The sequence below is a fragment of the Paenibacillus sp. FSL H8-0283 genome, assembly GCF_045040675.1.
Taxonomy (GTDB): Bacteria; Bacillota; Bacilli; order Paenibacillales; family Paenibacillaceae; genus Paenibacillus; species Paenibacillus amylolyticus.
Map to the genome: position 1 here is coordinate 80,235 of NZ_CP150295.1, position 16,976 is coordinate 97,210.

The window sequence follows — 16,976 nt, forward strand, 5'->3', positions numbered from 1 at the left end:
CTCAGTATAAATTCGCCATGTGCGTTAATAAGGATATAGCATCAGGAGGAATATTCTATTCCTCTGGAGAACTTCATATAGTTTTGAAGATGTATGCGAGCGGAGCTCTGTAACAAGCACTGATTCCGTTGCCGTACAATCAAATTTATTCCCATGACAGGAGAATCGGTTGAGATGAGCGACAAGGAAGTTATCCTTACACCAGAAGGACTCAAGAAGCTGGAAGAAGAATTGGAAACATTGAAATCAGTGAAGCGCCGCGAAGTGGCTGAACGGATTAAGGTAGCCATCGGGTATGGAGATATCAGTGAAAACTCTGAATACGAAGACGCGAAGAATGAGCAAGCTTTCATCGAAGGACGTGTAATCACGTTGGAGAAATTGCTTCGTAACGCGCGGATTATTAACAGCGACGAGATCGATACCGATGCCGTAAGCGTGGGTGCAACCGTCACTGTAGAAGATCTGGAGTTTGGCGACATCACGGAATATACAATTGTAGGTACTGCTGAGGCAGACCCGCTTCAGAACAAGATATCGAACGAGAGCCCTGTAGGTAAAGCGATTCTCGGCAAGAAAAAAGGTACAGTTGTTGATGTAAGTGTGCCTGCTGGCGTAATTCAATATAAAATTATGGACATTAAAAAGCTATAGCAACGAAGCAGTTGGGCACGGTAAACAAAAGCTTCCTTAGGGAAGCTTTTTCAACATTAGAGGAAAAACGACCTCTCGCGATGCCTGCAATGTAAATAAGGAGATGAATACAGATCATGACGGATGAAGTCTTGAATCAGGAAACCGAACTTAGCGAGCTTTTACAAATTCGCCGTGACAAATTGGACGAGCTCCGCAAATTGGGAATCGACCCTTTTGGCCAAAAATACGTACGTACCGAAGAAGCCGGCTCCATTCTGAAGAAGTATGAAGAACTGACCAAGGAAGAGCTGGAAGAGAAGCACATCGAAGTCAGTATTGCCGGACGGATTATGGCGAAGCGGGGAATGGGTAAAGCAAGCTTCGCACATATTCAGGACCTGAGCGGCAGAATCCAGATCTATGTTCGTCAGGATAGCGTGCCTGAAGACAAGTATGCGGCATTTAGCCTGCTGGACCTTGGCGATATCGTTGGGGTAACGGGTGTGATCTTTAAGACCAAAACAGGTGAAACTTCTGTCAAAGTGAAAGATATTGAAGTGCTGTCCAAATCGCTCTATCCGCTTCCGGATAAATTCCATGGTCTCACTGACGTAGAGCTGCGTTACCGCCAGCGTTATGTTGACCTGATTATGAGCCCGGACGTACAACAGACCTTTATCGCACGTTCCAAAATCATTCAATCGATGCGTCGTTACCTGGATTCCCTTGGATATCTGGAAGTGGAAACACCTACGTTGCATACGATCGCAGGAGGAGCGGCAGCACGTCCGTTCATCACTCATCACAATGCGCTGGATATGGAACTGTACATGCGGATTGCGATTGAACTTCACCTGAAACGTCTGATTGTTGGCGGACTGGAGAAGGTATATGAGATTGGCCGTGTATATCGGAATGAAGGTATGTCCACACGTCACAATCCGGAGTTCACCATGATTGAATTGTATGAGGCATATGCCGACTACAAGGATATTATGCAATTGACGGAGAACCTGGTTGCTCATATTGCACAGGAAGTACTGGGTACGCAAGTGATCCAGTATGGAGATTATGAAGTAGATCTTACGCCACAGTGGCGCCGTGTTACGATGGTGGATGCAGTTAAGGAAGTTGTAGGCGTAGACTTCTCCGTACACATGACGGATGAGGAAGCACACAACTTGGCGAAGGAACATAAGGTTCCGGTTGAAAAACATATGACATTTGGTCATATTTTGAACGCGTTCTTTGAAGAGTTTGTGGAAGAGACGTTGATTCAACCGACATTCATTATGGGACATCCTCTTGAAATCTCACCACTGGCGAAGAAAAATGATGTAGATCCGCGTTTCACGGATCGCTTCGAATTGTTCATCGTTGGACGCGAGCATGCCAATGCCTTCACAGAGCTGAATGATCCAATCGATCAGCGTCAGCGCTTTGAAGCACAGATGCTGGAGAAAGAACATGGGAACGACGAAGCTCATGAGATGGATGACGACTTCATCCGTGCGCTCGAATATGGTATGCCACCAACAGGCGGATTGGGAATCGGGGTTGATCGTCTGATCATGTTGCTTACCAACTCCCCGTCGATTCGTGACGTACTGCTCTTCCCGCACATGCGTCCTCGTACGCAAGATTAAATAAGGAACGTAGGATACGTTCATAATAGAAGAGGAACCTGCCGTTCAGTATCATGCTGGGGCAAGTTCCTCTTTAGGTTTACATAGACGCTAAAAATAAAGTTTGTCAGAAGGCCCTTGCTCACAGCACAACATTAGGGTAGCACCGCGTCTTGAAATTGTTAGATTAACCTGTTCGTATTTTTGTTAAAAGAGGTGCCCTTCATGAAGTTCAGGCTTCACTTTGCCAAATTCTTATCTCCTCCGTTAATTCTGGTCGGTGGTTTTCTGCTTATCATTGCGATTGGAACGGTGCTTCTCATGCTGCCAATCTCCAACCAAAGCGGTATGCATTTGGCGTTTATTGACGCGCTATTTACATCAACCTCTGCCGCATGTGTAACTGGACTTGTCGTTGTGGATGTAGGGACGACGTTTAATTTGTTTGGTCAGATCGTCATTATGGTATTGATGCAGCTTGGTGGACTCGGATTCATGACCATGGCTACTCTCTTTGCACTTGTATTGGGCAAGCGAATCTCACTCAAGGACAGGTTATTACTCAAAGAAGCCATTAATGCAGACAGTATGGAAGGGATAGTACGCATTATTCGCAAGGTGTTGATTTTCTCCTTTACCATTGAAGGGGTGGCGGCTGTCATACTAGCGCTGCGCTGGGCGACGGAGATGCCATTGGGTCAGGCCGTATACTATGGAATATTTCATTCCGTTTCATTGTTTAATAATGGTGGATTTGATCTGTTTGGTAACAGCTTCCAATACTACACTGGAGATTGGATATTCAATGTGACCGCTTCTGTGCTCGTTGTCTCTGGTGGACTGGGTTTTGTTGTATTGAATGACCTGTTTGAGTATCGCAAACGCCGCCGTTTATCTCTTCAGTCCAAACTGGTGCTGTCTGTATCCGGAGCGCTGATCGGTATAGGAGCGATTGTGTTGTTTGTTTTCGAATTCACCAATGGACATACACTGGCTTCACTCACATGGAGCGAGAAGATCTATGCGTCCTTCTTCCAGTCTGTCTCTACACGTTCGTCGGGAACGAGCACAATCGATATCACGGAGATGAGGCAGGCTACCCAATTCTTCTTCATTCTGCTGATGTTTATCGGGGCTTCCCCAGGATCGACCGGGGGCGGAATCAAGACGACTACATTCCTGATCATGATTGGTGCGGTGTATGCCATGATTCGGGGAAATAAGGATATTGTGTTTTTCCGCCAGCGTGTTCCGAAAGAACTGCTGATGAGGGCGTTGACCATTATTATGGTTTCTCTGATCATATTCATGATCGTGGTGATGCTTCTGCTTACGACAGAGGATGCGCCATTCCTTTCACTGATGTTTGAAGCTGCATCCGCAATCGGTACCGTGGGTCTTTCTGTGGGAGTGACTGATGAGTTGACCAATTGGGGAAAAATCATCATTACCTTTACCATGTTTGTAGGTCGGATCGGGCCATTAACCATCGCGTATGCCCTTCGTCCGCGCAAAGAGAAGAAACTGTATCGTCATCCGGAGGGCCGGATCATTATCGGATAAAAAGAAAAACCGTCAGACATTCAGAACTAACTCCTGTTATCGTAACGGGCCTTAGTCACAACGAATGTGCTGCGGTTTTTTTTGGTTTAACGACACAAGGAAGCAAGATGCAAAGTGAGAACATCGTCCATGAGCTTGGCATTCATCTGATCCGGTCTAAGCACGGTGTGTATGCCTAAGCCATCTACCAGTGCATACAATCTCTCGATCTCCAGTTCTTTGTCCAGATCGGGTCTGGAGAGGTCGAGCTTTATCAGGTAGGTGATAACAGAGCCTACAGCTTGTCTGAGTTCATCATATACGGTATTAGCAAGTTCTTTGAGTGTAGGATCGGTTTTCGATCTGGCTGTAAAAGCGTACCACACCTCCATTTCGGCCAGTTTTTCTTCCGTGTTTGGTAAGAATTCGAGCAATAAGCATTTCATATTGTCCATGGGAGAGCCAGTAAAGGACATTTTTTGGACTCGATGAGACACCCGTTCAGATACCAAATTCATGGCATATCGTAGTAGTTCCGACTGTGTAGAAAAGTAGTGACGCATCGAACCAACCGAAACTCCAGCTTCTTCAGCAATATTCCGAACAGAGGCCTGTTCCATGCCATCTCTTCGTATAATACGCCAAGCTGCCTCGGCCACGAGCACGCGCTGTTTATCGTGATCAACAATTTTAGGCATAGGCATATTATATCACTGTTGATTATTATAGTACACACGTGCTAAATTATATTTAATACATTTGTATCAAAAAAGGAGAGGCTGAAATGATTGGTTATTTCATTATAGGTTGTGAGATTGCCTTTTGGGTGTTTGTGTTCGCAGGTCTGAGTGTCAGGTATCTCCTTGGCATGAAGCGAATAGGCATCGGTTTGTTAATGGCGACGCCGGTTATCGATCTGTTATTGCTGGTAGCTACAGTTATGGATCTACAGCGAGGAGCTACAGCAAGTATGATTCATGGTATAGCTGCGGTGTATATAGGAGTAAGCATTGCCTATGGTCACCAGATGATCGCTTGGGCGGATCGATATTTCCTATATTGGTTCAAAGGTGGAGAAAACCCTCGTAGTAACAAGTTATATGGTAGAGAACATGCGAGTCGTGAGCGTAGTGGATGGTTTAGACATCTATTGGCTTGGGCTATAGGAAGTGCTTTTTTATTGGCCATGATATGGTGGATTGGAGATGCTGAACGTACAGCTGTCTTCAATAATCTGATCAGAGTGTGGGGAATGATACTCGGTATCGATTTTCTGATAAGTTTTAGTTACAGTTTATGGCCAAGAAAGGTTCCTGCTAGGAATGTTAAACGTTAAAGTAAAAATGGACGTGTGTATGAACTTGCTAAGTTGGGAGAATACCCACATGTACGTCCGTATTAGGTCAAACCGATTGTTAATATAGTTTTAAAAAAAGACTTGCATTCAATATCTGTACATGGTATATTCTAATTCCGGCCAAGAAAACACGGTTTACACGGTGCGGCAAGCAAATGAAATAAGCTTCGAAAGAAACTTAAAAAAAGAGCTTGCAAAGTTGGTTTGGATGTGATAAGATATAAAAGTTGCTGAAGAGAACAACATTCGGTAACAAAATAAGTTTGATCTTTGAAAACTGAACAACGAGTGAGTAAACATTCTGCTTGCAGAATGAACGCAAAAGTTTGAGACAAGCCTTGGCTTGGATCGACTGGAGCACAAATGAGATTTTTAATCTCGTCAGATTCAAAATGAGCTTATCGCTCTTTTCAATACTTTATTGGAGAGTTTGATCCTGGCTCAGGACGAACGCTGGCGGCATGCCTAATACATGCAAGTCGAGCGGACTTGAAGAGAAGCTTGCTTCTCTGATGGTTAGCGGCGGACGGGTGAGTAACACGTAGGCAACCTGCCCTCAAGTTTGGGACAACTACCGGAAACGGTAGCTAATACCGAATAATTGTTTTCTTCGCCTGAAGAGAACTGGAAAGACGGAGCAATCTGTCACTTGGGGATGGGCCTGCGGCGCATTAGCTAGTTGGTGAGGTAACGGCTCACCAAGGCGACGATGCGTAGCCGACCTGAGAGGGTGATCGGCCACACTGGGACTGAGACACGGCCCAGACTCCTACGGGAGGCAGCAGTAGGGAATCTTCCGCAATGGGCGAAAGCCTGACGGAGCAATGCCGCGTGAGTGATGAAGGTTTTCGGATCGTAAAGCTCTGTTGCCAGGGAAGAACGCTTGGGAGAGTAACTGCTCTCAAGGTGACGGTACCTGAGAAGAAAGCCCCGGCTAACTACGTGCCAGCAGCCGCGGTAATACGTAGGGGGCAAGCGTTGTCCGGAATTATTGGGCGTAAAGCGCGCGCAGGCGGTCATTTAAGTCTGGTGTTTAATCCCGGGGCTCAACCCCGGATCGCACTGGAAACTGGGTGACTTGAGTGCAGAAGAGGAGAGTGGAATTCCACGTGTAGCGGTGAAATGCGTAGATATGTGGAGGAACACCAGTGGCGAAGGCGACTCTCTGGGCTGTAACTGACGCTGAGGCGCGAAAGCGTGGGGAGCAAACAGGATTAGATACCCTGGTAGTCCACGCCGTAAACGATGAGTGCTAGGTGTTAGGGGTTTCGATACCCTTGGTGCCGAAGTTAACACATTAAGCACTCCGCCTGGGGAGTACGGTCGCAAGACTGAAACTCAAAGGAATTGACGGGGACCCGCACAAGCAGTGGAGTATGTGGTTTAATTCGAAGCAACGCGAAGAACCTTACCAGGTCTTGACATCCCTCTGATCGATGCAGAGATGTATCTTTCCTTCGGGACAGAGGAGACAGGTGGTGCATGGTTGTCGTCAGCTCGTGTCGTGAGATGTTGGGTTAAGTCCCGCAACGAGCGCAACCCTTATATTTAGTTGCCAGCATTTCGGATGGGCACTCTAGATAGACTGCCGGTGACAAACCGGAGGAAGGTGGGGATGACGTCAAATCATCATGCCCCTTATGACCTGGGCTACACACGTACTACAATGGCCGGTACAACGGGCTGCGAAATCGCGAGATGGAGCCAATCCCAACAAAGCCGGTCTCAGTTCGGATTGCAGGCTGCAACTCGCCTGCATGAAGTCGGAATTGCTAGTAATCGCGGATCAGCATGCCGCGGTGAATACGTTCCCGGGTCTTGTACACACCGCCCGTCACACCACGAGAGTTTATAACACCCGAAGTCGGTGGGGTAACCGCAAGGAGCCAGCCGCCGAAGGTGGGATAGATGATTGGGGTGAAGTCGTAACAAGGTAGCCGTATCGGAAGGTGCGGCTGGATCACCTCCTTTCTATGGAGAATCGTTTCCTGCAACGGAAACATTCAAATACGCAGCTTAGCTGCAAAACACTCACTCGTTGTTCGGTTTTGAGAGCTCAAACTCTCAAACAGCTTGCTTTTGCATGGAGCTTGTTCTTTGAAAACTAGATATCGAAACGAAACAAACGCGAATTAGAACATTCCTTTAAGCTGATCTTGTGTAAACAAGTGAAGTGTTTATAAAGGTAGTTAAATTGCTTTTGTGATGGTATCGGGTGGGAGCGACTTTTGGCTTTGCGCAAGCAAAACAAGGGAAGCGAGCAGTCGAAACCGGAACAAAATGGTTAAGCTACTAAGAGCACACGGAGGATGCCTAGGCGCTAGGAGCCGATGAAGGACGTGGCGAACAACGAAACTGCCTCGGGGAGCTGTAAGCAAGCTTTGATCCGGGGGTGTCCGAATGGGGAAACCCAGCTGGGGTAATTTCCAGTTACTCATAACTGAATACATAGGTTATGCAGAGGCATACCAGGGGAACTGAAACATCTAAGTACCCTGAGGAAGAGAAAACAATAGTGATTCCGTCAGTAGCGGCGAGCGAACGCGGAGAAGCCCAAACCAGAGAGCTTGCTCTTTGGGGTTGTGGGACGTCTCACATGGAGTTACAAAGGAACCGGTTAAGCGAAGAGGTCTGGAAAGGCCCGCCAAAGAAGGTAAAAGCCCTGTAGTTGAAAGTCTGTTCCCTCCGAGACGGATCCCGAGTAGTGCGGGGCACGTGAAACCCCGTATGAATCCGGCAGGACCATCTGCCAAGGCTAAATACTTCCTAGCGACCGATAGTGAAGCAGTACCGTGAGGGAAAGGTGAAAAGCACCCCGGAAGGGGAGTGAAATAGAACCTGAAACCGTGTGCTTACAAAAAGTCAGAGCCCGTTTTAGGGGTGATGGCGTGCCTTTTGTAGAATGAACCGGCGAGTTACGTTCCCGTGCAAGGTTAAGGTGAAGAGCCGGAGCCGCAGCGAAAGCGAGTCTGAATAGGGCGAATTAGTACGTGGACGTAGACCCGAAACCGGGTGATCTACCCCTGTCCAGGGTGAAGGTGCGGTAACACGCACTGGAGGCCCGAACCCACGCATGTTGAAAAATGCGGGGATGAGGTGGGGGTAGCGGAGAAATTCCAATCGAACTCGGAGATAGCTGGTTCTCCCCGAAATAGCTTTAGGGCTAGCCTCGGAAAACAGAGTCGTGGAGGTAGAGCACTGATTGGGTGCGGGGCCCGCAAGGGTTACCAAGCTCAGTCAAACTCCGAATGCCATAGACTTACTTCCGGGAGTCAGACAGTGAGTGCTAAGATCCATTGTCAAAAGGGAAACAGCCCAGACCATCAGCTAAGGTCCCCAAGTGTGTGTTAAGTGGGAAAGGATGTGGAGTTGCACAGACAACCAGGATGTTGGCTTAGAAGCAGCCACCATTGAAAGAGTGCGTAATAGCTCACTGGTCGAGTGACTCTGCGCCGAAAATGTAACGGGGCTAAACACACCACCGAAGCTATGGCTTGATGCTTTGCATCAGGGGTAGGGGAGCGTTGTATAAGGGTTGAAGGTGTACCGTAAGGAGCGCTGGACATTATACAAGTGAGAATGCCGGTATGAGTAACGAAAAGATCAGTGAGAATCTGATCCGCCGAAAGCCTAAGGGTTCCTGAGGAAGGCTCGTCCGCTCAGGGTAAGTCGGGACCTAAGGCGAGGCCGAAAGGCGTAGTCGAAGGACAACAGGTCGAAATTCCTGTACCACCGTAAGCCGTTATGAGCAATGGGGGGACGCAGTAGGGTAGTGACGCGGACTGATGGATGTCCGTCTAAGCAGTAAGGCTGATGTGTAGGCAAATCCGCACATTGTAAGGCTGAGCTGTGATGGGGAGCGAAAATTATAGTAGCGAAGGTCATGATCTCACACTGCCAAGAAAAGCCTCTAGCCAGGTGATGGTGCCCGTACCGCAAACCGACACAGGTAGGCGAGAAGAGTATTCTAAGGCGCGCGGAAGAACTCTCGTTAAGGAACTCGGCAAAATGACCCCGTAACTTCGGGAGAAGGGGTGCCCCGGTAGTGTGAATAGCACGAGGGGGCCGCAGTGAAAAGGCCCAAGCGACTGTTTAGCAAAAACACAGGTCTGTGCGAAGCCGTAAGGCGAAGTATACGGGCTGACGCCTGCCCGGTGCTGGAAGGTTAAGGGGAGTGGTTAGGAGCAATCCGAAGCTGTGAACCGAAGCCCCAGTAAACGGCGGCCGTAACTATAACGGTCCTAAGGTAGCGAAATTCCTTGTCAGGTAAATTCTGACCCGCACGAATGGCGTAACGACTTGGGCGCTGTCTCAACGAGAGATCCGGTGAAATTTTAATACCTGTGAAGATGCAGGTTACCCGCGACAAGACGGAAAGACCCCATGGAGCTTTACTGCAGCTTGATATTGAATTTGGGTACGATCTGTACAGGATAGGTGGGAGCCTTTGAAGCATGAGCGCCAGCTTGTGTGGAGGCAACGTTGGGATACCACCCTGATCGTATCTAGGTTCTAACCTGGTACCGTAATCCGGTGCGGGGACAGTGTCAGGTGGGCAGTTTGACTGGGGCGGTCGCCTCCTAAAGAGTAACGGAGGCGCCCAAAGGTTCCCTCAGAATGGTTGGAAATCATTCGAAGAGTGCAAAGGCATAAGGGAGCTTGACTGCGAGACCTACAAGTCGAGCAGGGACGAAAGTCGGGCTTAGTGATCCGGTGGTACCGCATGGAAGGGCCATCGCTCAACGGATAAAAGCTACCCTGGGGATAACAGGCTTATCTCCCCCAAGAGTCCACATCGACGGGGAGGTTTGGCACCTCGATGTCGGCTCATCGCATCCTGGGGCTGAAGTAGGTCCCAAGGGTTGGGCTGTTCGCCCATTAAAGCGGTACGCGAGCTGGGTTCAGAACGTCGTGAGACAGTTCGGTCCCTATCTGTCGTGGGCGTAGGAAATTTGAGAGGAGCTGTCCTTAGTACGAGAGGACCGGGATGGACGTACCGCTGGTGTACCAGTTGTTCCGCCAGGAGCACCGCTGGGTAGCTATGTACGGACGGGATAAACGCTGAAAGCATCTAAGCGTGAAGCCCCCCTCAAGATGAGATTTCCCAGTATGTAAGACCCCTTGAAGACGACGAGGTAGATAGGCTGGGGGTGGAAGTGCAGCAATGCATGGAGCTGACCAGTACTAATCGGTCGAGGGCTTATCCAATAGCAAGTTGTCATTCGCATGTTTCGTTTCGAATCTAGTTTTCAGAGAACGATCTCTGAATGTAAGCTAAGCGTTGCGTTTGGTGGCGATGGCGGAGGGGTTCCACACGTACCCATCCCGAACACGACCGTTAAGCCCTCTAGCGCCGATGGTACTTGGACCGCAGGGTCCTGGGAGAGTAGGACGCCGCCAAGCAAAGAACCACTGCCGATGTTATTCGGTGGTGGTTTTTATTATATAGTTTTATTATGCAGTATGGGATTAAAATACAGATTGAATTTGGTGATTTCTCAGCACAATAGGATGTATACAGGTAACGTTATTCGATATGAATTGACGTTTTTTTGCGTAATAACTAGACTTGTCCGCTCTGGAAAAACAGTTGTGTTCATCAGGCAATACACCTGATATAACCAAGTACTTTTCCTTGACAGTCTAAATATCGCTTTGCTAAGATGGCAATAATAAATTTTTCAGAAAACGTATTTTCGGCGTAAAATACAGCCTGGAATCTTCGGGTTTTGGACCGTAAAGCTGAGCAAACATAAGGAGGAACACTTGCGTGTGGGAAGATAAATTTGGTAAGGAAGGCCTCACCTTTGATGATGTATTGCTAGTGCCACGGAAATCGGAGACACTGCCTAAAGAAGTAGATGTATCTATTCGTTTGAGTGATACTGTAAAGCTAAATATTCCTTTGATCAGTGCGGGTATGGATACAGTAACTGAAGCGACATTGGCTATTGCCATTGCACGTGAAGGCGGTATCGGTATTATTCATAAAAATATGTCGGTTGAACAACAGGCAGAAGAAGTAGATCGTGTTAAGCGTTCGGAGAGTGGTGTTATTACAAACCCGTTCTCACTGACGGCAGATCATCTGGTATCTGATGCGGAAGCAGTAATGGCGAAATATCGGATCTCCGGTGTACCTATTATTGAAGGAGATCAGAAGCTGGTTGGTATTTTGACCAACCGCGATTTGCGTTTTATTCATGATTACGGCATCAAAATTAGCGAAGTCATGACTCATGAGAATCTGGTTACCGCTCCTGTTGGCACTACACTGCAAGAAGCTGAAGGTATCCTTCAGAAGCACAAGATTGAGAAACTTCCATTAGTTGATGAGACAAACACGTTGAAAGGTCTTATCACGATTAAAGATATTGAGAAAGCCATTCAATTCCCTCATGCAGCCAAAGATGCTCAAGGACGTTTGTTGGTTGGTGCAGCGATTGGTATTTCCAAAGATACATTTGAACGTGCTGATGCTTTGGTACAAGCTGGTGTCGACCTGATTACGGTAGACTCGGCTCACGGACACCACATCAATATCATTGAAGCTGTACGTCAGCTTCGTGAACGTTTCCCTAGTCTGACCATCGTTGCAGGTAACGTCGCTACTGGCGCTGCCACTCGTGACCTGATCGAAGCAGGGGCTTCGGTAGTCAAAGTCGGTATTGGTCCAGGCTCGATTTGTACAACACGTGTTATCGCTGGTATTGGTGTACCTCAAGTAACTGCAGTGTACGATTGTGCTACAGTGGCACGCGAATATGGAGTTCCCATTATCGCGGATGGCGGAATTAAATATTCTGGTGAAATTACAAAGGCACTGGCTGCAGGCGCACACGCGGTGATGCTGGGAAGTTTGTTTGCCGGCACAGCAGAAAGCCCGGGAGAAACTGAAATCTTCCAAGGACGTAGCTACAAAGTATACCGCGGTATGGGTTCAATGGCTGCAATGAAACAAGGTAGTAAAGATCGTTACTTCCAAGATGATGACAAGAAACTGGTTCCGGAAGGAATCGAAGGTCGTGTCGCTTACAAAGGACCATTGTCTGATACGATCCACCAACTGATTGGTGGTCTGCGTTCGGGTATGGGATACTGTGGTACAAGTAACTTGGAGCAACTTCGTAACGATACAGGCTTTATCCGAATTACAGGTGCGGGACTGCGCGAAAGTCATCCGCATGATGTACAGATTACAAAAGAAGCACCTAACTACTCGTTGTAATCTGAAGAGAGTTAATCATTTCCAGGACAGGCTCGGTGATTTTCACCGGGTCTGTCTTTTTTTGCAGATATCCCTGTGATAGAATAGAACAAGCGGTGACGATCCATGGGTGGATTAAGGCGTTGCGACGGCTTTTTGACGTGAATCTATGAATATGGTTTTGAAAAGCAAATGCAGTGCCAGAAAAGGCTGCCAGGTAAACAGAAGCGCGGACGTCCTTTTACATAAGCATTTGCAAAATGCGGACTAAGTGACAATCGATAACGAACTTTAGGAGCAATAATATTGCTCGTTCGATACAGCGCATATAGCACACATCTCATACATCAAACACGCAGGTTAGGGAACAAGAAAATCGCAGCATAAGCTGCACTGAAGCAATTAACAATGCTTTGGATCGAAGGGAGTATTCATCATTGAAAGCCAAACACATGAATAAAAAGAAACGCCAAATGCTCAAAAAGAGCGTAGCCTCGGTAATGCTAATTAACATGCTTTGCATGTCTGCAGTCATGCCGGTCATGGCTGCTGCGGACAACTCCAGTCAGGTTCTGACTGCTACGGCAACAACAACAAAGACGGAAAAAGCCGTAAAGGTGCCTGGGGTAGACTCACTTGGGCTTGAAGTTAGATCTGCAGTGCTTATGGAAGCCTCAACTGGACAGATTCTACTAAATGTTGATGCGGATAAAGCGATGCCACCTGCAAGTATGACCAAGATGATGACAGAGTACATTGTCGCAGAACAGGTCAAACAAGGTAAATTTGGCTGGGACGATATTGTACCTGTTAAAAAGAATGCTGCACAAAGTGTCGGATCACGTATTTTCCTGGCAGAAGGTGACGAGCACACAGTTAAGGATCTCTATATTGCTATGGCTGTTGGCTCTGCCAATGATGCTACGGTTGCTTTAGCTGAGTATGTTGCCGGTTCCGAAGAAGCTTTCGTGAAAATGATGAATGATGAAGCGAAGCGTATGGGCATGAAGGATACCTTCTTTATCAACTCTTCCGGTCTCGATCGAGCAGATATGCCTGCTGATTTCCGCCCAGCTGAAGACAAGGAAACGGTGATGTCCGCTCTGGATGCTGCAATTCTATGCCGATACATCATTATGGATCACCCAGACTACAAAGAATTCACAACGATTCAATCCTACAAGTTCCGTCCCAATGATAAAGCTCCAATTATCAATTACAACTGGATGCTGGAAGCGAATAAAAATATAACCAATTTCAAAAGCTATGCGTATGAAGGTCTGGATGGAATGAAAACAGGCCATACCACGAACGCAGGTAATAACTTTACAGGTACAGCAGAACGTAACGGTATGCGTCTAATTAGTGTTGTTATGGGCACAGATTCGGAATCCGCACGTTTCAGAGAAACTAAAAAGGTATTGGACTATGGATTTAACAACTTTGAAGTGAAACAGGCTGTTGCAGGCAAGACCAAAGTGACGGGCTGGGAAGCGGTACCTTTGAAAAAAGGGAAAGAAACAACCGTTCCTGTTGTAACAGATAATGCGGTAAGTTTTGTTGTACCCAAAGGTACTCAGAACCTGAATGTGACGTTCAAAGCCAACGTAACTGAGGCTGACAAGTTGGTAGCACCACTCAAGGCAGGTACGAAGGTTGGTACGGTAACGTACACGTATAAAGCAGAGGGAATTGAGCCACAGGAAAAAACAGTGAACTTGATCACTGCTGAAGAGGCTGAAAAAGGCGGATGGTTCCGCTTGTTCTTCCGTGCTGTGAAGGATTTCTTTGTGGATCTTTTTGACGGAATCAAAAACCTGTTCTAACCCTTAGCAAACTTTATGGAATGAGTATGATCATGATTTTAATGTCTATCTGGTCATATCATTGACAAAATACAAGTTATTCCGACCGGATGGATTGTATATTTACAATTTTTCCGGTAAAATATCAAGTTAGAATTCACGTATGATGAAATGAAAAAGTACAATGTTCGTTTACCGTATGCAAGATCGTGGCTGGTAAGAGAAGGGGAATGAGCGTATGAAGATCGGCGTTTTAGCACTTCAAGGAGCTGTCACAGAGCATATTCGAAGTATTGAACGTGCTGGAGCAGAAGGTATAGCTATCAAACAGGTTCAGCAATTGGAGGACTTGGATGGTCTTATCCTTCCTGGCGGGGAAAGCACGACGATTGGTAAACTGATGCGCAAGTATGGGTTTATGGATGCCATTCGGGCGTTTGCTGCTGAGGGTAAACCGGTATTTGGTACCTGTGCTGGCTTGATCGTTATGGCTAAACACATTGCAGGGCAAGAAGAAGCTCATTTGGAGCTAATGGATATGACTGTATCCCGAAATGCATTTGGACGGCAGAGAGAGAGTTTTGAGACGGATTTGCCAGTCAAAGGTATTGAGGAAACGGTAAGGGCTGTATTTATACGGGCGCCCTTGATCGAGAGTGTCGGAGACCAGGTGGAGGTTCTCTCCACATACAAGGATGAGATTGTTACGGCTCGTCAGGGACATTTGTTGGCTTGCTCCTACCATCCGGAATTGACGGATGACTATCGTCTGCATACTTATTTTGTAGACATGGCCAGATCCTACAAACACACGGTAGACTCTAAATAATGCATGATGTACAACCTATGATCTCCCGGTCATCGGATCACTTCACCAGAAGCCGTGTAAGGCCACTGGTTGGCAGTTGCATCTGAACGGATGCCTGATGTTGCCTGTATCTGCTTCATAGCGGGAATCGCAGCGGAGGGTGACAAGGGGGATATAGGTTGTTTTTTGGGTTACAGGTTCCGATAAGTATATAGTAAGGTGTATACAGTAGAGTTTTGAGAATGGATTTAACATAAGGCTTCACGTTGTGAGGTTATTTAGGAGGGGTATATCGTGCTTGATGTGAAAATATTGCGGAATGAGTATGCACGTGTAGAAGAAGCATTGACTAAACGTGGCAAATCGCTGGATCTTATCGCTGGATTTACCGAGATGGATGCCAAGCGTCGGGAATTGCTTCAAGAGAGTGAAACACTGAAGAGCCGTCGGAATACGGTCTCTGCGGAAGTTGCTAGACTGAAGAAAAATCGTGAGAATGCTGATGATCTGATTGTGGAGATGCGCGAAGTGTCTGATCGAATCAAAGCCATGGACGAGGAAGTTCGGGAACTGGAAGTAAAGATCAATGATCTCACAATGGCGATTCCGAACATTCCTAACGAAAGCGTACCTATTGGAGCTTCTGAAGACGACAATGTTGAGATTCGTCGTTGGGAAGAGCCGAAGTCATTTACTTTTGCACCAAAAGCACACTGGGAAATTGCACAGGATCTCGATATTCTTGATTTTGAAGCGGCTGCCAAAGTAACAGGTTCCCGTTTTACCTTTTATAAAGGTCTAGGCGCACGTCTGGAACGTGCATTGATTAACTTCATGATGGATCTGCACAGCGATCAACATGGATATGAAGAGATTCTGCCTCCATACATCGTTAATCGGGACAGCTTGTTTGGAACAGGTCAACTGCCTAAGTTCGAAGAAGACCTGTTCAAGTTGAAAGATACCGAATATTATCTGATCCCTACTGCTGAAGTTCCGGTAACGAACTATCATCGCGAAGAGATTCTGAATGTAGATCAATTGCCTAAGCACTTTGTGGCATACAGCTCTTGTTTCCGCTCTGAAGCCGGTTCGGCTGGACGGGATACACGCGGCTTGATTCGTCAGCATCAATTCAACAAAGTAGAGCTGCTCAAGCTCTCTACTCCAGAGACTTCGTATGAAGAGCTGGAGCAAATGACTCAAAATGCGGAGCGTGTGCTTCAATTGTTGGGCTTGCCGTATCGCGTCCTGACATTGTGCACGGCAGATATGGGCTTCACCTCAGCTAAAACGTATGATATTGAAGTATGGTTACCTGAGAGCAATACCTATCGTGAGATTTCTTCGTGCTCCAACTGTGAGGACTTCCAGGCACGTCGTGCCAATATCCGTTTCCGCAGAGAGCCAAAAGCCAAACCGGAATTTGTTCATACATTGAACGGGTCAGGATTGGCGGTTGGACGGACGGTAGCCGCTATCCTGGAGAACTATCAACAGGAAGATGGTACGGTTGTCATTCCTGAAGCATTACGTCCTTATATGGGCGGTGCAAGTGTGATCGCACGTCGCTCTTAAGTAAGAGTTAGCTAACCATCCTCATCAAGGGGAATACAAATTCAATCCGTCATTTCGGAATGGCGGATTGGAGTGTTTTGTATAACTGAGGCAGTTGTCTGATACGGAATTATCAATTTTAATATAAAAAGGTTGCATTATAATGTCGAGATGTGGTATGATACTTTTCGTGGCAAGTTTATAAAAGTTAATTCCCTGGAGAGGTACCGAAGCGGTCATAACGGGGCGGTCTTGAAAACCGTTAGGGGGCAACTCCACGTGGGTTCGAATCCCACCCTCTCCGCCATACTACACTTATAACAAGGATTCGAGCGATCTCGCTCGAATCCTTTTTTGCGTTGTGAGTTTGTCCAGCGTAGTGAGCATACAGGTTGGTGACCGATGTATATGTTGCATAGGACAACGTTATATTTTGAAT

The 16,976-nt window shown here is 47.1% G+C and carries 9 protein-coding genes, 1 tRNA gene and 3 rRNA genes; 12 read left to right on the forward strand and 1 reads right to left on the reverse strand.

The window, feature by feature from the left end; translation table 11 throughout:
• The first annotated feature begins 174 nt into the window (after positions 1 to 174).
• From greA to MHI52_RS00395, 3 genes are all read left to right on the forward strand, one after another.
• Positions 175 to 654 carry a transcription elongation factor GreA gene (gene greA / locus MHI52_RS00385; protein WP_036606099.1) on the forward strand — a complete coding sequence of 160 codons (480 nt, stop codon included), beginning with the start codon at positions 175 to 177 and terminating at the stop codon, positions 652 to 654.
• A gap of 116 nt (positions 655 to 770) precedes the next feature.
• Positions 771 to 2,282, forward strand: coding sequence for a lysine--tRNA ligase (gene lysS, locus MHI52_RS00390; protein WP_036606098.1), 1,512 nt, complete (start codon positions 771 to 773; stop codon positions 2,280 to 2,282).
• A 204-nt stretch (positions 2,283 to 2,486) separates the two neighbouring features.
• Positions 2,487 to 3,824: a TrkH family potassium uptake protein gene (locus MHI52_RS00395; protein ID WP_036606097.1), complete on the forward strand. Its 1,338-nt coding sequence runs from the start codon at positions 2,487 to 2,489 to the stop codon at positions 3,822 to 3,824.
• An 86-nt stretch (positions 3,825 to 3,910) separates the two neighbouring features.
• Here MHI52_RS00395 and MHI52_RS00400 read toward each other — a convergent pair whose 3' ends face one another.
• The gene (locus MHI52_RS00400) at positions 3,911 to 4,501 is read right to left on the reverse strand and encodes a TetR/AcrR family transcriptional regulator (RefSeq protein ID WP_076329925.1); all 591 of its coding nucleotides are present in this window, start codon (positions 4,499 to 4,501) and stop codon (positions 3,911 to 3,913) included.
• Between the two features lie 86 nt (positions 4,502 to 4,587).
• Here MHI52_RS00400 and MHI52_RS00405 point away from each other — a divergent pair, with 86 nt between their 5' ends.
• The 9 genes from MHI52_RS00405 (at position 4,588) to MHI52_RS00445 (ending at position 16,844) form a co-directional block, all read left to right on the forward strand.
• Entirely contained in the window at positions 4,588 to 5,139 is a 552-nt protein-coding gene (locus tag MHI52_RS00405) for a hypothetical protein (RefSeq protein WP_036606096.1), read from the forward strand.
• A 439-nt stretch (positions 5,140 to 5,578) separates the two neighbouring features.
• Positions 5,579 to 7,131, forward strand: a 16S ribosomal RNA gene (locus tag MHI52_RS00410).
• A 311-nt stretch (positions 7,132 to 7,442) separates the two neighbouring features.
• Positions 7,443 to 10,368 (forward strand): 23S ribosomal RNA (locus MHI52_RS00415).
• 78 nt (positions 10,369 to 10,446) lie between these two features.
• Positions 10,447 to 10,563: ribosomal RNA gene (gene rrf / locus MHI52_RS00420) — 5S ribosomal RNA — on the forward strand.
• Together the 16S, 23S and 5S rRNA genes form the textbook arrangement of a ribosomal RNA operon.
• 367 nt (positions 10,564 to 10,930) lie before the next feature.
• On the forward strand, positions 10,931 to 12,388 hold the full coding sequence (gene guaB / locus MHI52_RS00425) for an IMP dehydrogenase (protein WP_036607306.1): 1,458 nt from the start codon (positions 10,931 to 10,933) through the stop codon (positions 12,386 to 12,388).
• 416 nt (positions 12,389 to 12,804) lie between these two features.
• Positions 12,805 to 14,193, forward strand: a complete 1,389-nt coding sequence (locus tag MHI52_RS00430; protein ID WP_340388285.1) for a D-alanyl-D-alanine carboxypeptidase family protein — start codon at positions 12,805 to 12,807, stop codon at positions 14,191 to 14,193.
• A gap of 217 nt (positions 14,194 to 14,410) precedes the next feature.
• Positions 14,411 to 15,001: a pyridoxal 5'-phosphate synthase glutaminase subunit PdxT gene (pdxT, locus tag MHI52_RS00435; protein ID WP_036671585.1), complete on the forward strand. Its 591-nt coding sequence runs from the start codon at positions 14,411 to 14,413 to the stop codon at positions 14,999 to 15,001.
• A 273-nt stretch (positions 15,002 to 15,274) separates the two neighbouring features.
• On the forward strand, positions 15,275 to 16,558 hold the full coding sequence (gene serS, locus MHI52_RS00440; protein ID WP_017691327.1) for a serine--tRNA ligase: 1,284 nt from the start codon (positions 15,275 to 15,277) through the stop codon (positions 16,556 to 16,558).
• Between the two features lie 197 nt (positions 16,559 to 16,755).
• Positions 16,756 to 16,844 (forward strand) — tRNA-Ser (locus MHI52_RS00445).
• Positions 16,845 to 16,976: the final 132 nt, after the last annotated feature.